Genomic DNA, 21,561 nt, shown 5'->3' on the forward strand with positions numbered 1-21,561 from the left:
AGCGCGGCCCGCTCCTAGCGCCATCCTTCGGTCAGGCCACACATACCAGGGCATCGGGTCGGAGTGTGATCGGAACCCCCATCGAAACCTCCCTCGGATACGGCCATTCGTGCGGATAGAATCGCGCGACTGCACTGGTGATCGAGGGGGAGGCAGGGGCTGATGGTGCAAGCGAAGAAGATCGCGCTCTACATGATCGTCGTCTTCGTGCTGTACACGATCATTCACTCCCCCAAACGGGCCGCGGATCTTGTCCAGGTAGGGTTCGAGGGCATCTCGAGTGCCGCACAGGGTGTCGGCGATTTCATGACCGAGCTCGTGAAGTAGGAGTACCCCATGATCCGTCATCTGGTCCTGTTCAAGCTGAACGACGGCGTGAAGCGTGACGATCCGCGTGTTGTCGCCGGGGCGAAGGCGTTCCAGGAGCTCGGAGGGCAGATCCCGGAGCTGGAGTTCTGGGAGTGCGCCTGGAACATCACCGACCGGCCGATCGCGTACGACTTCGCCATCAACTCCGCGGTCGCCGACGAGGACGCCCTGGGGCGCTACGTCGCACACCCGGCCCATCAGGCCGCCGCCGAACAGTGGAAGGCTTTCGCCACCTGGGTGATTGCCGACTACCCCTTCTGACCTCCGCGGTCCCGGAACCCACAAGCCCCTCACCCTTCCGGTGAGGGGCTTTTCCATAGGTTTAAACCAATACGCCCTCAACACGAAACTTTGCGGTGCTTGCACACAGTGGACATGTCTTGTGATGCTATGACCGCTTTTGACGGATGAGTTGACCGAAGTTGACCGCAAAGGGGTGGCCTCACCGTGCCGGCCAGTACAGCGCCTCAAGTGCCTCCCCAGATCGTCCAGAACGACGATGCCCAAGCCACCCACACAGCCCAGTCCGATCAGCCCGCCCCGGCAACCCGGGCCGCCTCGGTGGCCGAGACCGTCCAGACCGAGACGCCCGACGGCACGACGCCCGCCAGGACCCGGGGCGCGGACACCAGGGCGCTCACCCGGGTCCTCTTCGACCAGCTCAAGGAGCTGGAACCGGGAAGTGCGGAGCACGGCAGAGTGCGGGCTGCGCTGATCGAGGCGAACCTCCCCCTCGTGCGGTACGCCGCGGCGCGCTTCCGGAGCCGTAACGAACCCATGGAGGACGTCGTCCAGGTCGGCACCATCGGGCTGATCAACGCCATCGACCGGTTCGACCCCGAACGCGGCGTCCAGTTCCCGACCTTCGCGATGCCCACCGTCGTCGGCGAGATCAAGCGGTACTTCCGGGACAACGTGCGGACTGTCCACGTGCCGCGGCGACTGCACGAGCTCTGGGTGCAGGTCACCGGCGCCACCGAGGACCTGACGACCGCGCACGGCCGCTCGCCCACCACCGCGGAGATCGCCGAGCGCCTGAAGATCTCCGAGGAGGAGGTGCTGGCCTGCATCGAGGCGGGACGCTCCTACCACGCGACCTCATTGGAAGCCGCCCAGGAGGGCGACGGGCTGCCCGGACTGCTCGACCGGCTCGGCTACGAGGACCCCGCTCTCGCCGGGGTCGAGCACCGCGACCTGGTCCGCCATCTCCTCGTCCAGCTACCCGAGCGCGAGCAGCGGATCCTGCTGCTGCGCTACTACAGCAACCTGACGCAGTCACAGATCAGCGCCGAATTGGGCGTTTCCCAGATGCATGTGTCAAGACTGCTGGCCAGAAGCTTCGCGCGACTTCGATCCGCAAACAGGATCGAGGCGTAACCGGATCGGGTAAACCGATCAAAACCCCTCTTCAGCAGCCAGAATGCCGCACACCCCCTGCTAACTGCACATATGTCACCTTGACTTGTCGACATGTCACTACAGCGTGTTGCCGACATGTGACATTCTGCGTGAACCGCGTTTGCCGCAGCCCCACCTCCGGTATTCAGGTGGAGGCTGCGTTCCTCCGATGGTCGTGGCTACCGCGACCGTCCGCGACCTCAAGGGGGTGGCATGTCCGCAGAACAGGGCAGCTCGAAGGTGCTCACGCTCGCGAAGAGCGCACCCGCACCCGCTGTGCTCACCAGCTCATCGGAAGCCATCGACACCCGCACGCTGTCCCGCTCCCTGTTCCTGCGGCTCGCCGCCCTGGGTCCCGCACTGGGGCCCGACGGACCGGACAGCCCGGAGCGTGCCTACGTGCGGGACACACTCATCGAGCTCAACCTCCCGCTGGTGCGGTACGCCGCGGCGCGGTTCCGGAGCCGTAACGAACCCATGGAGGACATCGTCCAGGTCGGCACGATCGGCCTGATCAAGGCGATCGACCGGTTCGACTGCGAACGGGGCGTGGAATTCCCGACGTTCGCCATGCCCACCGTCGTCGGCGAGATCAAGCGCTTCTTCCGCGACACCTCCTGGTCGGTGCGGGTGCCGCGCCGGCTCCAGGAGCTGCGGCTCGCGCTGACGAAGGCGAGCGACGAGCTGGCCCAGAAGCTCGACCGTTCGCCGACCGTGCCGGAGCTGGCGGCGGCGCTCGGGGTCTCCGAGGAGGACGTGGTCGACGGCCTGGCCGTCGGCAACGCGTACACCGCCTCCTCACTGGACTCGCCCTCCCCGGAGGACGACGGCGGCGAGGGCTCGCTCGCGGACCGGCTCGGCTACGAGGACTCCGCGCTGGAAGGCGTCGAGTACCGCGAATCGCTGAAGCCTCTGCTGGCCAAACTCCCGCCCCGGGAGCGGCAGATCATCATGCTGCGGTTCTTCGCCAACATGACCCAGTCGCAGATCGGCGAGGAGGTCGGCATCTCGCAGATGCACGTCTCACGTCTGCTGACCCGGACGCTCGCCCAGCTCAGGGAGGGGCTCATCGCCGACTGACCCACACCCAGGCGCGCGAGGGTTCCGCATTGACGGACCGTCAGCCACACTTGCGCGATGCGACGTCAGACATTCGGCCCGACCGGCCGCCGGGGCACCGTGATCGCCGCCTCGGCGGCCGTGCTGTGCCTGGGCGGAGCACTCGCCGCCTGCGGCGCCGGAGCGGGCGGCGGAGACGGCTATGCGGCAGTCGGCGCGGCCGGCACCGGCCCGGAGAAGGCACCCAAGGGCCCGGTCGCGCCTTCGGGCAGGGTGACGCTGATTCCGCTGGACGGGGAGGGCGGCGGCAGCGGGGGTACGGGGCCGAAGCCGGGCTCCTCCGTGGCGAGCGGCGACTTTGGTGACACGCGCGGCACCGGCAGTCGTGCGGGCGACCGCACGAGCGGCGGCGCGCAGTCCTCCAGCGGATCCGGCGGCACCTCCGCCGGCACCACCGGGGGCGCTGCGGGTTCCGCGGGCGGCACGGGCTCCGCCGGCAGTACAGATGTCAGCGGTACCGGTGGCACGGCATCGGGCGGTGCGGGGGGCGGCTCCGCGACTCCCTCCCCGTCCGCACCGGGGCCCACCGCGCCCGCGGGACCTGCCGTGCTGACCCTGGGGGCACCCGAGCGGGCGGCGGCCGATCACCGCTGGTGCGAGAAGGTGACTGTCGAGTTCCGCAATACCGGCGGTTCACCGGCCCGGTCGGGAACGGTCACCTTCGCCACGCACATCATCGGCGGGCTCGGGGTCGACTGGACGACCGTGGAAACGCCCGCGCCGCTGCCCGCGCCGATCGACGCGGGAGCGGCGCGCGAGAAGACGTACACCGTCTGTGTGGACGCCTGGCGGGTGCCCCTGGGCATGCACGTCGAGACCCGGGACATCACCGCCGTCTGGAAGTGACGGATGGAAGGGGCGGGGTCGGGTCAGCCGAGCGCGAGCCAGCCGACCGCCCCGAGGATGACGATCACCGCGACGACGGCGACGATCACTCCGGTCTTCGGTCCGGACGACGCGGCCGGCTGCTGCCGACGCTGCGGCTCGCCCTCGTCGACGAAGGCTCGGAACATCTGGGTGCTGCCCGCGGGGTCGTGGTTGCCCTCGGGGCCCTGGGGGTTGCCATTTACCGGCGGCTGATTGCGCATGAATGCATTCCCACTCGATCGGGTGAAGTGCTCGTCGGATACTGCGATATGAAGCCTGTGGAACTTTAGCGTCGCCACGTGGGAGAGTGTCCTGCGGCCAACGCTCGCCCCCTCTCGCACCAGGGACTCTGTCCGCCACGGACTGGATCACGCGCATGACGCGTGCCGCCACCGGGGTGCGAAAGCGGAGAACCAGGTCATCCAGGACCGTTCGGGATGACCCGCCAGACGCACAGCACCTCGCGCCGGGCGCCAAGGAACGGTTGTGTGCCATGGGGCAGGACCCTAGCGGTCCGGCGGCACCTTATGCCCCTACGGGGCGACGGCCGGGCCCCGAGTAACGCTCGGGGTTTATTGCCGTTTCGGGGCCACCGCCCGCCCCTCGCGGGGGGGGGGGGGGGGGGGGGGGGGGGGGCCCCCCCGCGGCCCCCCCCCCCACCCCGACATGTGGCACAAGACACACACCCACGAAATCCACCCGGCGCACGCTGGGCCCTTGATGCCGGCCCTACACGGCCTTTTACGTTCCTTTACTTCTGCAAGGGAACTTTCGTTTGCCTGCGGCAACCAACACTTATATGGTTGCCCTAAGCAACAAGATGCAAGGGGGTCCTGTGGCCGCACGGAGACAGTACGAAGAACTGGCCCGGCAACTCAGCGCCATCGGGGCCGTCAAGCGCGAACTCGCCCGCATCCTCCCTGCTGAATGTCCTGGCGGATCCGCCGCCGTGCTGGCCCTGCTCTGCCGGCACGGCGAAATGCGGATCAGCTCACTGGCCGAGCTGATGGCCGTCGACATGTCGGTGACGAGCCGGCATGTCGCCCATGTGGCCGAGCGAGGCTGGATAGAACGGTCTCCGGACCCGGCGGACAAGCGGTCCCGCATCCTGCGGCTGACCCCCGCGGGAAGCGCGGTACTCGGCGACCTCAACCGGCGGACCGCCGAATTGTTCGCCCACAACCTTCAGGAATGGTCCGACGACGAGGTCGGACAGCTCAACACGTTGTTGGCCCGGCTGCGTGACAGTTTCGCCTGTCGCGGTTCCGGTGGGTGCGCCCCCGGAAGGCACAGCCACGAGTGCCGCACGCGGCCCGCCGACAGCGACCACGACTCGCACACCCGTACACCCGTGTAACAGAAGCAAAGCAAAGGAACTCAATGGCTACGACCACACCAACCGGTGTGCGGGGCGGCCACGCCAAGCACGGAGGTCATCCTTCCTCCGACGGCGCGCCGATGACACACCGGCAGATCATGGAAGCACTGACCGGGCTGCTGCTCGGCATGTTCGTCGCGATCCTGTCGTCGACCGTCGTCTCCAACGCTCTCCCCCAGATCATCTCGGACCTCGGCGGCGGCCAGTCCGCGTACACCTGGGTCGTCACGGCCTCGCTGCTCGCGATGACCGCCACCACTCCGCTGTGGGGCAAGCTCTCCGACCTGTTCAGCAAGAAGCTGCTGGTCCAGATAGCGCTCGTCATCTACGTCCTGGGCTCGGTCGTCGCGGGTATGTCGACCAGCAGCGGCATGCTCATCGCCTGCCGTGTCGTCCAGGGCATCGGCGTCGGCGGTCTCTCCGCCCTCGCCCAGATCGTGATGGCCGCGATGATCGCCCCGCGTGAGCGCGGTCGCTACAGCGGCTACCTCGGCGCGGTCTTCGCCGTCGCCACCGTCGGTGGTCCGCTGCTCGGCGGTGTCATCACCGACACCAGCTGGATGGGCTGGCGCTGGTGCTTCTATGTCGGTGTGCCGTTCGCGGTCATCGCGCTGATCGTGCTCCAGAAGACCCTGAAGCTCCCGGTCGTCAAGCGTGACGTCAAGGTCGACTGGACGGGCGCGTTCTTCATCAGCGCCGCCGTATCGCTGCTGCTGATCTGGGTGACCTTCGCGGGTGACAAGTACGACTGGCTGTCCTGGCAGACCGGCGTGATGCTGGCCGGCTCCCTGGTGCTCGCCCTGCTCTTCGTCTACACGGAGTACCGGGCCAGCGAGCCGATCATCCCGCTGCGCCTCTTCCGCAACCGCACCATCACGCTGGCCTCGGTCGCCTCGCTGTTCGTCGGTATCGCGATGTTCGCGGGCACCGTCTTCTTCAGCCAGTACTTCCAGCTGGCGCGGGGCAAGTCGCCGACGATGTCCGGCGTCATGACGATCCCGATGATCACCGGCCTGTTCCTCTCGTCGACCATCTCCGGTCAGATCATCACCAAGACCGGCCGCTGGAAGGCCTGGCTGGTCAGCGGCGGCTTCCTGGTCACCGCCGGGCTCGGGATGCTCGGCACGATCCGGTACGACACGGAGTACTGGCACATCGCGATCTTCATGTTCGTGATGGGTCTCGGCACCGGCATGATGATGCAGAACCTGGTGCTCGCCGCGCAGAACCAGGTCGCCCCGTCCGACCTCGGGGCGGCCAGCTCCGTCGTCACCTTCTTCCGTTCCCTCGGTGGCGCGATCGGCGTCTCGGCGCTGGGCGCCGTCATGGCGAACCGCGTCACCCACTACGTCAAGGACGGCCTCGCGGACCTCGGTCCGAAGGGCGCGGCCCTGGGCCACGGCGGCACCGGCGGCGGGGGCATCCCCGACCTGGACAAGCTGCCCGCACCGTTCCGCACGGTCATGGAAAGCGCCTATGGGCACGGTGTCGGCGACGTCTTCCTGTACGCCGCTCCGGCCGCGCTGATGGCCTTCCTCATCACGATCTTCATCAAGGAGGTCGCGCTGAAGACGAACGCGGCGAACGCCGCCCCGGCGGAGGCCGAGGCTCCCGCCGCGGTTCCCTCCGCGGTGCTCGCCGAGGTTCCGTCCGGTGCAGCCGCGCTGGTCTCCGAGGGCGCGGCCCAGGTCACCTCGGCCGACACGCTCGAAGCTCCGGTGGCAACCGTGCAGGGCACCCCGGTGAGCGGTGTGGTGCGGGGCGCCGAGGGCGCACCCGTCGCCCAGGCCGCGGTCACGCTGATCTCGCTGGGCGGCCGGCAGCTGGGGCGCTCCGTCGCCCAGGCCGACGGCAGCTACCGTCTGGACGCCCCGGGCGCCGGCAGCTACGTCCTGATCGCGTCCGCCGACGGCTTCCAGCCGCAGGCGTCCACCGTGGTCATCGGCGACCGGCAGCTGTCGTACGACATCCTGCTCGCCGGTACGAGCGGCCTGGCCGGGACCGTGTGGGCCGCCGAGAGCGGTGATCCGGTCGACGGGGCCATGGTCATCGTGACCGATGTGCGCGGTGATGTGCTGGCCACCGGCACGTCCGCCGAGACCGGCGAGTTCACCTTCGCCGAACTGGTGCCCGGTGCGGTGACCGTCGCGGTGAACGCCGTCGGCTTCCGTCCGCTGGCGCTGCCGGTGGAGATCGGCGGCCAGGGTGTCACCCGGGTCGACGCCGTCCTGCAGTCCGGTGCGCTGGTCCAGGGTGTCGTGCGGGCCGGTTCGGCCCGGCGGCCGCTGCCGGACGCCCGCGTCACGCTGGTCGACGCGGCGGGCAATGTGGTCGCCACCTCGACGACCGGGGAGGACGGGGCGTACGCCTTCGCCGACCTGGACGCGGGCGAGTACTCGGTCATCGCGACCGGCTACCCGCCGATGGCCGGCGCGCTGACCGTGGCCGGTCGCGGGGTCGACGGCCACGACATCGAGCTCGCCCACCCCGGCGAGTGATCGAGTAACACAGACCCCTGGCGGGCAGCGCTTCGAGCGGAGACGCTGCCCCCGGTGGAAATGGGCCCCGGTGGCGGGTACGGCAGGCAGGGGACGGCCTGCCGTCCCCGCCCCGGGGCCGACTCATTGAGTCATGGAGCAAGGAGAGAAACGGGATGGGACTTCGCGCACAGGTACGGACGCGGGACGGCTGGGCCGTCCAGCACGCGGTCGTGACGGTGACCGACATGACCGGCACCCAGGTGCTGCGAGCCACCGCCGACGAGGACGGGGCGGTACGGACCGACGCCCTGCTCCCGGCCGGCGCGTACACGGTGATCGTGACCGCGGTCGGGTACGCCCCCGCCGCGTCGACCGCCCTCGTCACGGCGAGCGGACGGGTCGAGGTCGGCACAGTGGTGCTGGCCCGCCAGGGCGGCGTGGAACTGCCGCCGCCGGGTCCCTGGTCGCTGGACCCGGCCCACTGCTCGGTGGGGGCGGTCGCGCAGCACCTGGGGATCTCCAGCGTGCGCGGCCGGTTCACCGAGTTCGGCGGCCGGATCGAGATCGCGGAGGAGGTCCACCGCTCCCGCGTCGACGCCGTGATCAGCGCGGCCAGCATCGACACGGGCAATGGCATGCGGGACAAGCACCTGCGCTCGCCGGACTTCCTCGACGCGGACCGGTTCCCGGAGATCACGTACCGCTCGGACGGGCTCACTCCGGCCGGCCCCGACCGCTGGACCGTGCACGGCCTGCTGACGATGCGCGGCGTCGAGCGCCCGGTCGACCTGGACCTGAGCTACCTCGGCACCGGCCCCGACCCGTGGGGCGGGGTGCGCGCGGCATTCAGCGCAACGGCGGAGCTGCGCCGCGACGATTTCGCCATGAACTACAACCAGGTGGTACAGGCGGGGATCTCGGCGATCGGCACGACGCTGCGGGTGGAGCTGGACATCCAGGCCGTGCAGGGCGAGTCCCTGCCGTCGTAGTCTGCGGCCATGGCACCCCACATCGCGACCAACACCGCCGTGGACCTCGATGAGTTGCTGGCGTTCGTACGGCCCCGGCACCGGGCGATCCTGCTGACCACCCGGGCCGACGGCCGCCCTCAGGGATCCCCGCTGACGTGCGGCGTCGACGACGCCGGTCGGGTCGTCGTCTCGACCTACCCCGAACGGGCGAAGACCCGGAACGCGAAGCGGGACGCGCGCGTGAGCGTGATCGTCCTGTCGGACGACTGGAACGGGCCGTGGGTGCAGATCGACGGGTCGGCCGAGGTGATCGACGCACCGGACTCGGTCGAACCGCTCGTCGAGTACTTCCGGAACATCTCGGGAGAGCACCCGGACTGGGACGAGTACCGGGCGGCGATGGTGAAGCAGGGCAAGTCGATCATCCGGATCACCCCGGAGCGGTGGGGGCCCATTGCCACGGGCGGTTTCCCCGCCCGCCTGGCGCCCGGCAGCTGACCGCTGTTCCAGGATGAGTGGGAACGTCCTTCCGGCGCCGGGCCTGCTCACGCGGGCCCGGCTGCAGGCCGCACCGGCCGTCGGCGCCTCCGTCGTCCGCGGTCTGGAGCGGATCACCGGCCGCCCGGTGGAACAGGGTTTCTCCGGCGGGCCGCCGGAGAAACCCTTCATCCGTGCAGGGGCAGCCCTGCCGGATGCGCCGCGGGGCGGGCCGCTGGTGTGGTTCCCTGCCGGGAGGGACACAAATGCCCCTCCCGGCAGGCTTTGCCCCGTCGCGCCGCCCGGCACGCACGCTCGCTGCGTTGTCAGGCTCGCCCCGATACGCCCAGTAGCGGGGCGACCCTCCGCCTTGCGATCGCACGCACCAGACGCCGCCAGGCCCGCCCTACAGGCGGACGACGCCCCTTTCGAAACTAGCGGCCCCGCATCGCCTCGATCCCCGCGATCAGCAGGTCCAGGGCGAAGGTGAAGTCCCGCTCGCGCATCTCCTCGACCGTGTCACCGCCGCGGGCGTCCATCAGATCCTGCGACGACTCGACGATCCGGCTGAGCCGCGGCTGGGACCGGATGGTGCCCAACGCCTGCTGGAAGAACTCGTCCTGGCTGAGCCCCGCCGCCGCGGAACGCTGCACGATATGGCCCTCGATGGTGCCGAATCCGTACACGAACTGGAAGACCGCCGAGAGAGCACCCGTCTGCTGGTGCAGCGGCAGCCCGGTCGCCCGGATCACGTCCTGGACGGCGTACAAGAACAGCATCGAGTGCGGGCCGATGTTGAGGAAGTATCCGGCGAGCGGCGACACCCAGACGTGCCGGACCAGGAGCTCCCGGTAGCTGGTGGCCAGTTCGCGGAGCCGGTCGTGCCAGTGCGCCTCCTCCCGGGGAGGCGCGATCTCGCTGTAGACCGAGTCGAGGGCCAGCTCCAGCAGGTCGTCCTTGGTGTCGACGTACCAGTAGAGGGACATCGCGGTGACGTCCAGCTCGGCGGCGAGCCGGCGCATGGAGAACTTGGCGAGACCCTCGGCGTCCAGCAGCCGGACCGTCGCCTCGGTGATCCTGTCTCGGTCGAGACCGGCCGGCTGGTCCGATTTACGGGTGCGCGACGGTGCCCGCTGATCCAGCCACACACTGGTCCTGACAGGGTTCTTCGCACGGTCGGCCGCGGACACCATGGCGCACTCTCCTCGTCTTGCCTGCGGGACGGACGGGATGACCGAACCGGATCCGTGCCCCGTGCGCACGAACCGGATTCGTACAGTCCGGTACGCCCCCGCCTGATGCTATGCCGCTGCCGCGGCCGAGTCTGCCTGAACAGATTCTGCCCGCTCCGCCCGGCGCAGGAGCACGGCAGCCAGCAGCCCGCCCGCCAGCACCGCCACCGCCCCGACCAGCTGGCTGGTCTCCAGTCCCGAGGCGAAGGCGTCGGTGATCCGCTGCCGCTCGCCGTCGTCGGTCGCCGCCGCGAGCGCCGCGGGAAGCGAGGCGGCCCCGACGGCCGCCGGCACGAGCGCCGCAAACCGCGAATTCAGCACCGCGCCGAGGACCGCGACCCCCAGACCGTTGCCGAACTCGGCGAGCGTGCCGTTGACCCCGGCGCCCACCCCCGCCTTCGCCGGCGGGATGGCGCTCATGATCGCGTTGGCCATGGCCGGCATCGCGAGTGCGATGCCCGCGCCCATGACGACCAGGCCGAGCAGCATGCCGCCGTAGCCGTTGCCGCCCAGCAGGGCGATCGCGGCGAGACCCGCGGCCAGCAGGCTCATCCCGGCGGCGATCGTGGCAGGCGTGCCCAGCTTGGGCACCAGCCTGGCGCCCAGGCCCGTGAGGTTGAGCGCGACGACGCTCAGCGCCAACGGAGCCGTACGCAGACCCGCCTCCAGCGGCTCGTATCCGAGGACGAACTGGAGCTGCTGGGTGAGGAGGAAGAGCGAGCCGCCCATCCCGAAGGCGACCAGGATCGCGCCCGCGACCGCCCCGACGAACTTCTGGTTCCGGAAGAAGTGCATGTCCAGCATCGGGTACGGAATGTGCAGCTCCCACAGCACGAATCCGGTGAGGACCGAGACCCCGATGAACGCGGTCAGCAGCACCTGGCCCGAGGTCCAGCCGTGCTCCGGGCCGGAGATGATCGCGTACACGACGGAGGCCATGCCGATGGTGGACAGCAGCGCGCCGAGCAGGTCGGGGCGCTCGCCGTGCGGGTTCTTGGACTCCGGGACGAGACGGATCACCGCGGCCAGGCCGATGACGGCGACCGGAATGTTGATCAGGAAGATCGCACCCCACCAGAAGTGGTCGAGCATCACTCCGCCGATCAGCGGTCCCACAGCGAAGCCGAGCGAGCTGACGGTCGACCAGACGCCGATCGCCTTGACCCGTTCGGTCTCGTCGAAGATCTGGACGACGACAGCAAGGGTCGTGGTCATCAGCAGCGCACCGCCGATGCCCATGCCGGCCCGGGCGGCGATCAACTGCACGGAGGTCTGGGCCAGTCCGGCCACCAGCGAGCCGATGCCGAACAGGGCGAGGCCGGCGACCAGCATCTTCTTGCGGCCGTAGCGGTCGGCGGAACTTCCGGCCGTGAGCAGCAGACCCGACTGGACCAGTGAATAGGCGTTGATCATCCACTGCACGTCGGCGGTGGACGCGTCCAGCTCCCGGGTGAGGGAGGGGATCGCGACATTGAGGACGGTGTTGTCGAGCAGCACGGTGAGCTGGGCGAGGCAGATGACGCCGAGGATCAGCCAGCGTTGCGGGTGGCTCGGTGACGAGAGGTGGTTCTGCTCGGCGGCGGTCGCCGTCATGCGGGCTCCTTGAGCTCCTGAGGTTCCTTTACGGTGTACAAGGGAAAGCGTTGTACACCGTAAAGCAGCCCCATACGGTGTACAAGTTACTTTCGCTGGGTACGGTGCTCGACGCTGATCAACAGGGAGCCGACTAGGGCTGGAGTGGCATGTCACTGCGTCGTCGTACGGTGGAAGTCCTGATTGCGGCGGGTCTGTTGGGGGCGGTCGCCGCCCCGCCCGCCGGAGCTGCCGGGCAGGGGCATCCGGTGCCTCTGCGCGTCGCCACGTACAACATCCATGCCGGCTCGGGCATGGACAACGTCTTCGATCTGGACCGGCAGGCGGCGGACCTCCGCTCGCTCGACGCGGATGTGATCGGGCTTCAGGAGGTCGACGTCCACTGGGGCACGCGCAGCGAGTGGCGCGATGTCGCGGGCGAGCTGGCAAAACGGCTCGACATGCAGGTGTCGTTCGCCCCGATCTACAGCCTCGATCCGGAGACTCCCGGTGCGTCCCGGCGTGAGTTCGGGGTCGCGGTGCTGTCGAAGTACCGGATCCTCAGCGCCGAGAACCACGAGATCACCCGGCTCTCCACCCAGGTCCCCAACCCCGTGCCGGAGCCCGCACCCGGGTTCGGTGAAGTGGTCGTACGGGTGAAGGGGATGCCCGTGCATGTGTATGTGACGCACCTCGACTACCGCGGCAACCCGTCCGTACGGATCGCACAGGTCGCCGACACCCGGCGGATCATGGCGGAGGACGAGGGGCGGAAGGTGCTTCTCGGCGACTTCAACGCGGAACCGGGCGCCCCGGAGCTGGCCCCGCTGTGGGAGGACCTGACCGATGCCGACCCGAATGCGCCGACCTTCCCCGCACTGAACCCGGTGAAACGGATCGACTTCGTGGCGGTGTCGAAGGACGGCGTGCGGGTACGCGACGCGGCGGTGGCCGAGACACTTGCCTCGGACCACCGCCCGGTCGTCGCAGATCTGCTGCTGCTCCGGCGCTGAGGGACTGCGAAGTCAGCCGGTCGGCCGGGTCAGGTCAGAGAAGGTCGAACTGCCCACGGTGACCTTCGTGAAGGTGTCCTCCACCCATGAAGTTATCCGGGACGAGGCGCCCTTGTCGCCGCCACCGCCACCTGCCCGGCCTCGGTCCGCGGACGGACCTCGGCGTCCGGGACCCGCTCCAGGGGCGCCACCTCGCCACTGTGCACACGGAGTTCGGAATCCCGGGTGGCGGTTGCGGCGACCCGAGGCAGCGTCCACGACCGCCGCCCTCTCCGCTCCGACCGCCGCCGCGCCCGACCGCTCACCGGGTCATTCACCGGGCTTGATGAGATACCCGGCCCCGCGCCGGGTGTGGATCATCGGCGTCCGTCCGGCGTCGATCTTCTTGCGCAGATACGAGATGTACAGCTCGACGACGTTCGCCTGCCCGCCGAAGTCGTAGTTCCACACCCGGTCGAGGATCTGCGCCTTGCTCAGCACCCTTCGCGGATTGCGCATCAGGAAGCGCAGCAGCTCGAACTCGGTCGCGGTGAGGTGGATGGACGTCGTGCCCCGGCTCACCTCGTGGCTGTCCTCATCGAGCACCAGGTCACCGACGACGAGCGTCGACTCACTTCGTACCGCCGCCGTCCCGGACCGCCGGATCAGCCCGCGCAGCCGCGCCACGACCTCCTCCAGGCTGAACGGCTTCGTCACGTAGTCGTCGCCGCCCGCCGTGAGCCCGGCGATCCGGTCCTCCACCGAGTCGCGCGCGGTCAGAAACAGCACAGGGACCTCGGAGAGCTCCCGGCGCAGGTCACCGAGGACCGAGAGCCCGTCCGTATCAGGCAGCATCACATCGAGGATCACGGCGTCGGGCCGGAAATCGCGTGCCGCCCGGACGGCATTCGCACCGTCTCCGGCACTGCGCACCTCCCAGCCCTCGTAGCGCAGGGCCATGGAGAGCAGCTCGGCAAGCGGAGCCTCGTCGTCCACGACCAGCACACGGACGGGACTGCGGTCCGGACTCAGCAGTTCGGTACGCCCCTGGGGCGAGGTCGTCGTCATGCCCCGACGATGCGGCACGCCTCTGAGAGGGTCCTTTCCCGATTCTGTGAATTCCCTAAGAATGCGGACGTGCCCGGGAGCGCTCAGCCCCGGCCGAACAGCGCGTGCGCGTTCCCGTAACAGACCGCGCGCAACCAGTCGTCGCCCAACTCCAGCCGCTCCAGCGCGTGCAGCTGATGCACGTACGGGTACGGAATGTTCGGGAAGTCCGTCCCCAGCAGGATCCGGTCCCCGAGACCGGCGAGCCGCCCCCGCTCCGCCACCGGGAACGGCGTGAACCCCTCCGAGAAGTCCGTGAACGCCATCGTCGTGTCGAGCCGCACCTCGGGGTAGGTCTCAGCCAGCGCCAGGAACTCCGTGTACTCGGGCATCCCCAGGTGCGCCACCACCAGCCGCAGCCGCGGATGCCGGGCGAGCAGCCGGCCGACCGGCTCGGGCCCGGTGTACGCGCCGGGCGCGGGCCCCGACCCGCAGTGCATCACCACCGGGATCCCGGCGTCGGCGAGCAGCCCCCACACGGGCTCCAGCAGCGGATCGTTGGCGTCGTACGCCCCGACCTGGAGGTGCGACTTGAAGACGCGCGCCCCCGCCTCGACCGCCTCGCGGACATAACGCTCCACGCCCTCCTCGGGAAAGAGGGTCGCCGTGTGCAGGCAGTCGGGCACCCGGCGCGCGAAGTCGGCCGCCCAGCCGTTCAGCCAGGCCGCCATCCCCGCCTTGTGCGGGTAGAGCATCGAGGTGAACCGCCGCACCCCGAAGGACCGGAGCAGCGCGAGCCGTTCGTCCTCGTCGTGCCGGTAGGCGATCGGCCATTCCATGCCGGTCAGCGGTCCGGCGGAGTCGAAGTACGCCCACACCTTGCGGAGCACCTGCTCCGGCATGAAGTGCGTATGGACGTCGATCAGCCCCGGCAGCCCGAGGCGCTCCCAGAACCGCACCACGTCATTGTTCTCGCCACTCATCGCGCACTCCTCATCCGGCCCGCCCGGAGCACCGACGATCTCAGAACAGCCCGTCCTGCACGCCGCCGCCCCCGATGCCGACCACCGGCACGGTCACCCCCGACCGCGCATCGGCCCCCACCAGCTCCCAGCCGGTCATCAGCCGGGTGTCCAGCACGACCACCCCGTCCGCGGTCGCCAGATGCAGATCGGGCCCGGCGGCCGCGACCAGCCGCCCGCCGACCACCCCGCCGTCCACCAGCCCGGTCACCGCCCGCCCCACCTCGACCGGCCCGTCCAGTCCGAACACCCCTGTGTGGTCGACGGGATCGAACGGCAGCCGCTCCAGCGACTGCGGCCATCCCGCCCCCGTCTCCAGCGCCGCCGCCTGCCCGTACAGCTCCTCGACCTCCGCGACCCGCTCGGCGGCACCCGGCAGCACGGCCCGCACGGCGCGCTTGCGTGCGTACGGGATCCGGTCCGGTACCCCCAGCGCCGCCCGGAGCAGCTCCTCGGTCCGCCGCGTCGCCATCAACGGGCCGCGCCCCAGCCAGCTGAAGACCACGGCTCCCTGCTCCCGCAGCCGCGCCGCACCCCGCTCCTCCGCGGTGATGCCGACCTTCACCATCCCGGGCCCGAACCAGGCGAGATAGACGCGGTACGTCCGGGGGTCGTCGGCGATCGTGTCGGCGGCCACCGAATGCGCCCGGTCCAGCCGCGCACACTCCGGGCACCGCGCCCCCGTACTCCGCCCGGACACCAGGGCGCCCAGCGGACACACGTTTCCCCGCGCCCCCACACAGTGCCGCTCACCCGCTGCCCGGAACCCGAGCTCCTTCCCGTACCCGAGGACACTCACCCGCGCCGCGTTCCCCAGCCACCCGAGCACGGGCGCGTCGGCCCCCTCGGGCCACCGCAGCCCACTGCACCGCCAGCCCCCCGTGGAAACCACAGACCCGGACAAGCCCTCCACGCTCCCCGGCCGCGTCCACGCCGTATCCGGGTGCCGCCTGCCCCGCTGGTCCTGCGACCCCATGCGCAAACAACTCCCACCGAAACTGACGCAGCTCACTGCCGTACGGACTGCCGAACGCACTCCCGTATAGACAACGCGAGAGGCCCCCGGGATTCCTCCCGGGGGCCTCTGGCCTGCTGTGCACCCGGCAGGATTCGAACGAGCAATGCTCAGTACCTGTGGATCGCTCCTGACGGAGGGAGGCGAGAAGATCACCGGGAGCGACCCGAGCAGCACGAATCGGGGGTAGACGCTCAAGTCTCTCGACACGCGGATCCGCGTTTTTGACTACTCCTTCCGATTACTGCGACGTAGGGTCCAGGGGTGGACACAACGGCCCCGACACCCCGCGTCCTCGTGATTGGGCTCGATCCGTACCGGGTTCCCGGACCTTGGGACCCCAAGCCGGTAGCCGACGCAATCGAGGTGGGGATCGCTCGATTCGCTGAGCACGGCGTCGGCGTTGAGACTTGTCTGTTCGGCCTCGACGGCAGCGACAACGTGGAGGCGGTCGTCGCCGCTGCCTTGGCTGCCCGACCCTGGGAGTGCGTAGTTGTCGGCGGCGGTGTGCGGAAGGCCGAAGACCAGCTCCAGCTGTTCGAGCAGGTGCTCAATCTGATTCGACGACACGCTCCCGACGCGGCGATCGCGTTCAACAGCACCCCGGCGGGGACCTTCGACGCAGCCGCCCGCTGGATTGACATTCCCGGAAGACCGACCAGCGCCGGTTAGGGTATTCGGCGGACCGAACCGCACCCGCAGTGCAGGGGCGGGAGGGTAGTTGACATCTCCCCTGACCTGGTCTTCCGTCAGGACAGCGCCTTGACGAGCTCTTTGGCAAGAGGGCCCGAGGAAGCGGGGTTCTGCCCTGTGAAGAGTTTGCGGTCCACGACCGTATAGGGCTCCCAGGCAGGACCTCGCGAATACTGGGTGGGCAGCTTCTTCAGTTCGTCCTCCAGCAGCCACTTGGCTTTGTCGGCGAAACCGACACCGGCCTCCTCTTCGTTGCAGAAACCCGTCAGACGGTAGTTCGCGAAGGGCGTGTTGCCTTTTGCGTCACGGGTCGCGAGGAGAGCGGCCGGGGCGTGGCAGACGATGCCGAGTGGATTGCCGGAAGCGAGTGCCTTTCGCAGCAGTGTCCCGGAGTCGGTGTCGACCGAGAGGTCTTCCATCGGGCCGTGACCTCCGGGGTAGTAGACGGCGTCGTAGTCCTCGAGGCGCACCTCCTTGAGGGAGATGGGATGCCGAAGCTCATCCGCCGACTCGATGACGGCCTCCTCCCGGAGGGCGTTCTCCTCGCCGCCCGCCATGCGGGGCTCCAGGCTCATCGTGTCCACAACGGGGACGACCCCACGCGGAGTTGCCACGGTGACCTCGTGTCCGGCGTCGGTGAACACGCTGTAAGGCGCCACGAACTCCTCGGCCCAGTACCCGGTGGGGTGTCGGTGCCCATCCTTCAGGGTCCAGTAGCTCGCGCCTGTCAGCACACACAGGATCTTGGCCATAGGACGCTCCTGTGGAAGCCGTTGCCCTCGAAAGGACATAGGGAATAAACGTCTACAGAAAGTGTGGGCGGGCAGCTTGGAGACCGCAACCTGCGGCCGGATGATCCTCCAGTTCTTCATGCGGACAAAAGCGTGTTCGACGTGTGCGTGTACCGGTAGGAGGCGTTGTGTTCCTCTTTCCAGGGCGGCAGTTTCGGCCTGGCCATTCTCGCCGCCGCGGATGACCAGACTGCTGCCTCGGTAGCCGCCGTCTGCGATCACCGTCGTCCGGCTGTGATCTGCTCCAGCGCATCTCAGGCCGGACTGCTTATGTCCGTTGGGAAGCGGTCAGCCGGCGACGGGAGTCTCAGGCTGCATCTCGTAGGAGTGCTGGATGGCCTGATGCTGGGTCCCGAGGCCATCCGTGACCTTACGCTCCCAGGGAATCTGCTGGAGGCGCTTGGTCTCTTCGAGCATCGACGTGGGCTCCAGATTACGGAAACTGTCGACCTCTCCGGCCGCGACGGACGTCAACGTCGCATAGACCGCTTCAGGATCGAACTGTGCTCGGGGGAAGGCGAGCTTGGAGTAGTCAAAAAGCCGCTGAGACGGATCGTCCTCCCAGCTTTCCCAGGTCTGGAACATCCGGTCGTTGAAGCCGGTCAGGAATGGCCCGGGGTTGACCGTGGCGACTTCGATGTTGTGCTCCTGCAGCTCGTAGGCCATGGTTTCGGCGATCGCCTCGACCGCGTGCTTGGAGGCGGAGTAGAGGCCGGTGAAGGGGTTGACGTTCAGGCCCTCTCGGGATGAGACCCAAACGATTCTTCCGGCGCCGCGCTTGACCATCTGCTTGGCGATCCCCTGAGTGAGAAGCAGCGGTCCGGTGACGTTGACCTCGAACTGGTGCCGGATGTTCGGTGCGGGAATGTCAACTGTTGAGCCACCTTCGCCGACTCCTGCGTTGTTCACGAGGATCTCCACACCCCAGTTGAGAGCTTTGCGACGATCACCGTCGTTGGTGACATCGAGCTTCTCGACCTGCAGGCTTACCCCTCGCTCGGTCGCCTGCCGCTTCAGCGTCTGGACCTGGGCGTAGATCTCCACCGCGGCGATCACGACGAAGCCCTTTTCCGCCAAGCGCATGGCGGTTTCATACCCGAAGCCGGTACCCGCCCCTGTGATGAGGACCTTCTTGAGTGCTGCACTCGCCATGTTGATGTGCTTCCTTTCATATTGCTGGTTCAGCGGTCATCGAGGCTCTGGCCGCCGAGTGGGGGACGCCTCGCGCAGTTCCGTCTTCTAGTCGACGGCGACGAACTCGAGTTGGACGTTGTCTGCGTCGCGGAATCGACCGTCGAGTACACGAACGGTTCCGTTTCGCTCTTGATCGGAGTGTGCTTGATCCCCAACTCGCCCAGCTATGCCATTCACGTTTCCAGGTCGGAACGTTCGCCCACCTGGAAATGACACCTGATCCAGACCTGCTCGGGCCTCGTGAAAGCCATCGTGCCGGTTGCCTTTATTGGTGTGCAGCCCCATCACAAGCCCCGAATCCGAACCACCAGCACTGTGAAGACCAGTACTTGGCCTGGATACTCACGGCGTCCCCTGTCCCAGAGTCAATCTGGGAGCTTCGATCTGCACCTCTGTTGCGTCCAGTCGAGTGGTCCGCGACGGCGCCGCTGCGGGCAGCGCGCGCCAGAAGACGCTCCAGGGTCGGGCCTGAGGCGCAGCCGTCGGCGTGGCGGGTTCGGCTTCCTGCACCCACAGGTGGGCACGCGGCTCGCGAGCGCCCGGGTGTCGGCCGAGATCGGTGACGACCGCCAACGCTTCGCAGACGCCCGCGGCCTGAAGGCCTGCGCTGGCGCCTGACCCCTCACCAGGCCTCCGGCAAGAAGTGTCTTTCTCGGCCTGGCAGCCGCCATCTGCTGCCACATGCGACTCGTCCGCCTCACCACACCGGACACGGTCTTGAAGATTATGTGAGACAGATCAACGAGTAATTCGATATGCGAGTGGGTGTCATTCACCGATCTCTGGGTAACCGCTCGGCTTGCCCGCAGTCGATTCATGGCTACGCTGATCTAGTGCCCTTCCCGGCAAGCTTTGCCCCCTAGCGTTGGCCAGCACGCCCGCTCGCCGCGTCGGCCACAATCCCTGGTAGCTCCTTCCCCAAGCTCTCAGCTCCGTTCGAGCAGGAAAGACCCCGTCCAAGGACGTCCGGCCGTCTTGCGATCGCACGCACCGGATGGCGCTCCTCATGGGGCACACATGGCCGGTCACGGCACTAAGCACGTGGCGCCGGCTCTCCGCTTTCCGCGCCGGAGACTCCCCCTCCGGGTTCACGTCGCCGACCGGATACGGCAATCGCGGCAGCTATGGCCGACTCCTTCCGCACGATCCTTGCCGTTCTCAGTCGCCGAAAAGGCCGATTTCACCTTGCACGCCGACGAAATGGAAGCACATGACCATCTCTGGGATCTTGAAATCAGGCGGGGGAAGACTGGCCCTCGGAGTGGCGATGTTCTCCGCCCTGACCGTGGTGCCGACTCATGCCGCAGACGACCTCGGCACGGCCCCGGGGGACCAGAAGCCGACCGTGGTGCTCGTACACGGAGCATTCGCCGACGGGTCCAGCTGGAATGGAGTGGTGCAGCGCCTGCAGCGGGGCGGCTACCAGGTCATCGCCCCACCCAATACGCTGCGCGGCATACCCCAGGACTCGACGTATCTGAACAGCCTCCTGAAGACCATCAAGGGGCCGATCGTCCTCGTCGGACACTCCTACGGCGGCGGGGTGATCTCGCAGGCGGCCGCCGGGCTCGACAACGTCAAGGCGCTGGTGTACGTCAACGCGATCATGCCGGACAAAGGTGAGTCGTTCGCCAGCCTCTCCGGCAAGTTCCCGGCCGCCCCGCTCACCAAGGCGCTCAGGCAAGTGCCGTTCCGCAACGGCGACGGCACCACGGGCACGGACGTGTACATCCAGGCCGCCAAGCTCCACGCGACCTTCGCCCAGGACCTCCCGCAGCAGCAGGCGTCCGTCATGGCGTCGACGCAGCGCCCGATCGCGCAGTCGGCGTTCGCCGACAAGCTCACCGCAGCGGCCTGGCGGGACAAGCCGGTCTACGTGCTCGTCGGCACGCAGGACCGGGCCATAGACCCGAGCCTCGAGCGGTACGAGGCCAAGCGCGCACACGCGCGTAAGACGGTGGAGATCAACTCCTCGCACGTGTCCCTGATCTCCCACCCCCAGGCGGTCACCGATCTCATCGTGAGCGCGGCCCGCGACACCAGTCACCAGTAGGCGAACAGGCAGCACCCCGAGCACAGGCGGCGAGGGGCCTCCCACACACCGGAGGCCCACCTGCAGAGCACGTCCGCGGTCACCCACGCGATGCGCAGCGAGGACGCCGGGGCCCGGGATCACCCGGAGCCGGGGGGGCATCAGGCGGCACCTCGGTCATGGCCGGCACCGCCCCCGCGCGGGATAAAGCCGGTCACCCCCAGCCCCTTCCTCCCCGCCCGAGGTTGCGCAGCTCCCACCACGCCGCGGGAGCTCGGCCGCACTCCGGCCCATACGGATGGAAGAGCACCGCAGTCGACAACCGGTACAAACATGGGCGCAGACCCAGCGCTCGGCCCGCCGCGTGGCCCTGCCGGCCAAGTGCGTGACCTTGCTCCGTGCCCAGCAGATCGCCGACCGGAAGGCCGCTGACACGAACTGGAAGGGGACCGGCCAAGGCCTCGTCCTCACCGCGAAGAAGGGGACCCCCATAGAGCCGCGCAACCTGAACCGGCCCTTCGAGGCCCTGTGCGCCCGCACCGGGGTCCATAAGGTTTGCTTCCGTGACCTGCGCCACATGTTCACGTCCCTGCTCCACGAGCAGGGCGCCGACACTCGCAGGATCACAACGATCCCGATGAGGAGGACAGCGTGGCGGCCGCCCTCGTAGCGGTCTGATCCGCCCCGCACCCCGCTCAGGCGGTTGCCGTCAAGCACTGGCGTCAAAGCAAAAGCCAGAGGCCCTGTGGATTACTCCACAGGGCCTCTGGCTGCTGTGCACTCGGCAGGATTCGAACCTGCAATCTTCTGATCCGTAGCTCTGGCCGGTTTGGTCAGCGACGGTCATACCGGCCGCGCCGAGGCCCCGGAGGGACGCTATCGGACGGGGTCGGTTGCTGGGGTTGCGGTACG

General features: G+C 68.5%; 21 protein-coding genes and 1 pseudogene. 13 read left to right on the top strand and 9 right to left on the bottom strand.

The features are described 5' to 3' along the window. Positions 1 to 162: 162 nt before the first annotated feature. From ACIBB8_RS14840 to ACIBB8_RS14860, 5 genes are all read left to right on the top strand, one after another. A complete protein-coding gene (locus tag ACIBB8_RS14840; protein WP_366691934.1) occupies positions 163 to 327 on the top strand; it encodes a hypothetical protein in 165 nt (54 codons plus the stop codon). 9 nt (positions 328 to 336) lie between these two features. After that, the gene (locus ACIBB8_RS14845; RefSeq protein ID WP_366691933.1) at positions 337 to 630 is read left to right on the top strand and encodes a Dabb family protein; all 294 of its coding nucleotides are present in this window, start codon (positions 337 to 339) and stop codon (positions 628 to 630) included. 186 nt (positions 631 to 816) lie between these two features. Next, entirely contained in the window at positions 817 to 1,746 is a 930-nt protein-coding gene (locus ACIBB8_RS14850) for an RNA polymerase sigma factor SigF (RefSeq protein ID WP_398952043.1), read from the top strand. A gap of 234 nt (positions 1,747 to 1,980) precedes the next feature. Continuing rightward, positions 1,981 to 2,847, top strand: a complete 867-nt coding sequence (locus ACIBB8_RS14855) for an RNA polymerase sigma factor SigF (protein WP_398952045.1) — start codon at positions 1,981 to 1,983, stop codon at positions 2,845 to 2,847. Positions 2,848 to 2,904: 57 nt separating this feature from the next. Continuing rightward, positions 2,905 to 3,732: a hypothetical protein gene (locus tag ACIBB8_RS14860; RefSeq protein ID WP_398952048.1), complete on the top strand. Its 828-nt coding sequence runs from the start codon at positions 2,905 to 2,907 to the stop codon at positions 3,730 to 3,732. A gap of 23 nt (positions 3,733 to 3,755) precedes the next feature. Here the strand turns inward: ACIBB8_RS14860 and ACIBB8_RS14865 are convergent, their stop codons facing one another. After that, positions 3,756 to 3,974, bottom strand: a complete 219-nt coding sequence (locus tag ACIBB8_RS14865) for a hypothetical protein (RefSeq protein ID WP_398952050.1) — start codon at positions 3,972 to 3,974, stop codon at positions 3,756 to 3,758. A 614-nt stretch (positions 3,975 to 4,588) separates the two neighbouring features. Between ACIBB8_RS14865 and ACIBB8_RS14870 the strand changes: the two genes are divergently transcribed. The 4 genes from ACIBB8_RS14870 (at position 4,589) to ACIBB8_RS14885 (ending at position 9,080) form a co-directional block, all read left to right on the top strand. Next, on the top strand, positions 4,589 to 5,110 hold the full coding sequence (locus ACIBB8_RS14870; RefSeq protein WP_398952052.1) for a MarR family winged helix-turn-helix transcriptional regulator: 522 nt from the start codon (positions 4,589 to 4,591) through the stop codon (positions 5,108 to 5,110). Between the two features lie 23 nt (positions 5,111 to 5,133). Then, entirely contained in the window at positions 5,134 to 7,629 is a 2,496-nt protein-coding gene (locus tag ACIBB8_RS14875) for an MFS transporter (RefSeq protein ID WP_398952054.1), read from the top strand. Positions 7,630 to 7,784: 155 nt separating this feature from the next. After that, the gene (locus ACIBB8_RS14880) at positions 7,785 to 8,600 is read left to right on the top strand and encodes a YceI family protein (RefSeq protein WP_398952056.1); all 816 of its coding nucleotides are present in this window, start codon (positions 7,785 to 7,787) and stop codon (positions 8,598 to 8,600) included. Positions 8,601 to 8,609: 9 nt separating this feature from the next. Then, on the top strand, positions 8,610 to 9,080 hold the full coding sequence (locus ACIBB8_RS14885) for a PPOX class F420-dependent oxidoreductase (RefSeq protein WP_398952058.1): 471 nt from the start codon (positions 8,610 to 8,612) through the stop codon (positions 9,078 to 9,080). Positions 9,081 to 9,493: 413 nt separating this feature from the next. On the opposite strand, the gene ACIBB8_RS14890 is transcribed toward ACIBB8_RS14885, so the two are convergent. Both ACIBB8_RS14890 and ACIBB8_RS14895 read right to left on the bottom strand, forming a co-directional pair. Next, the gene (locus ACIBB8_RS14890) at positions 9,494 to 10,252 is read right to left on the bottom strand and encodes a TetR/AcrR family transcriptional regulator (protein WP_398952060.1); all 759 of its coding nucleotides are present in this window, start codon (positions 10,250 to 10,252) and stop codon (positions 9,494 to 9,496) included. A 108-nt stretch (positions 10,253 to 10,360) separates the two neighbouring features. Next, a complete protein-coding gene (locus ACIBB8_RS14895) occupies positions 10,361 to 11,884 on the bottom strand; it encodes an MFS transporter (RefSeq protein ID WP_398952062.1) in 1,524 nt (507 codons plus the stop codon). A gap of 149 nt (positions 11,885 to 12,033) precedes the next feature. On the opposite strand from ACIBB8_RS14895, the gene ACIBB8_RS14900 reads away from it, so the two are divergent. Then, positions 12,034 to 12,876, top strand: coding sequence for an endonuclease/exonuclease/phosphatase family protein (locus ACIBB8_RS14900; protein ID WP_398952063.1), 843 nt, complete (start codon positions 12,034 to 12,036; stop codon positions 12,874 to 12,876). Positions 12,877 to 13,185: 309 nt separating this feature from the next. Here ACIBB8_RS14900 and ACIBB8_RS14905 read toward each other — a convergent pair whose 3' ends face one another. The 3 genes from ACIBB8_RS14905 to ACIBB8_RS14915 all read right to left on the bottom strand — a co-directional run bounded on the left by ACIBB8_RS14905 (position 13,186) and on the right by ACIBB8_RS14915 (position 15,816). Then, positions 13,186 to 13,923, bottom strand: coding sequence for a response regulator transcription factor (locus tag ACIBB8_RS14905; protein ID WP_398952065.1), 738 nt, complete (start codon positions 13,921 to 13,923; stop codon positions 13,186 to 13,188). Between the two features lie 83 nt (positions 13,924 to 14,006). Further along, positions 14,007 to 14,885 (bottom strand): amidohydrolase family protein, encoded by an 879-nt coding sequence (locus tag ACIBB8_RS14910; protein WP_398952067.1) that lies wholly within the window; start codon positions 14,883 to 14,885, stop codon positions 14,007 to 14,009. Between the two features lie 40 nt (positions 14,886 to 14,925). Beyond that, positions 14,926 to 15,816 (bottom strand): DUF2797 domain-containing protein, encoded by an 891-nt coding sequence (locus ACIBB8_RS14915; protein WP_398952069.1) that lies wholly within the window; start codon positions 15,814 to 15,816, stop codon positions 14,926 to 14,928. Positions 15,817 to 16,203: 387 nt separating this feature from the next. Between ACIBB8_RS14915 and ACIBB8_RS14920 the strand changes: the two genes are divergently transcribed. After that, positions 16,204 to 16,611, top strand: coding sequence for a hypothetical protein (locus ACIBB8_RS14920; RefSeq protein WP_398952071.1), 408 nt, complete (start codon positions 16,204 to 16,206; stop codon positions 16,609 to 16,611). Between the two features lie 77 nt (positions 16,612 to 16,688). Here ACIBB8_RS14920 and ACIBB8_RS14925 read toward each other — a convergent pair whose 3' ends face one another. The 3 genes and pseudogenes from ACIBB8_RS14925 to ACIBB8_RS14935 all read right to left on the bottom strand — a co-directional run bounded on the left by ACIBB8_RS14925 (position 16,689) and on the right by ACIBB8_RS14935 (position 18,575). Next, positions 16,689 to 17,384: a type 1 glutamine amidotransferase domain-containing protein gene (locus ACIBB8_RS14925; protein WP_398952255.1), complete on the bottom strand. Its 696-nt coding sequence runs from the start codon at positions 17,382 to 17,384 to the stop codon at positions 16,689 to 16,691. Positions 17,385 to 17,471: 87 nt separating this feature from the next. After that, positions 17,472 to 17,645, bottom strand: a pseudogene (locus tag ACIBB8_RS14930) (IS5/IS1182 family transposase); the annotation flags it as partial. A gap of 66 nt (positions 17,646 to 17,711) precedes the next feature. Then, entirely contained in the window at positions 17,712 to 18,575 is an 864-nt protein-coding gene (locus ACIBB8_RS14935) for an SDR family oxidoreductase (RefSeq protein ID WP_398952073.1), read from the bottom strand. Between the two features lie 1,309 nt (positions 18,576 to 19,884). Here ACIBB8_RS14935 and ACIBB8_RS14940 point away from each other — a divergent pair. Together ACIBB8_RS14940 and ACIBB8_RS14945 are read left to right on the top strand one after the other, a co-directional pair. Beyond that, a complete protein-coding gene (locus tag ACIBB8_RS14940) occupies positions 19,885 to 20,670 on the top strand; it encodes an alpha/beta fold hydrolase (RefSeq protein ID WP_398952075.1) in 786 nt (261 codons plus the stop codon). 364 nt (positions 20,671 to 21,034) lie between these two features. Further along, the gene (locus tag ACIBB8_RS14945; protein ID WP_398952077.1) at positions 21,035 to 21,319 is read left to right on the top strand and encodes a hypothetical protein; all 285 of its coding nucleotides are present in this window, start codon (positions 21,035 to 21,037) and stop codon (positions 21,317 to 21,319) included. Positions 21,320 to 21,561 lie beyond the last annotated feature (242 nt).

It is taken from the genome of Streptomyces sp. NPDC051286 (genome assembly GCF_044455345.1).
In the GTDB taxonomy this organism is placed as follows: domain Bacteria; phylum Actinomycetota; class Actinomycetes; order Streptomycetales; family Streptomycetaceae; genus Streptomyces.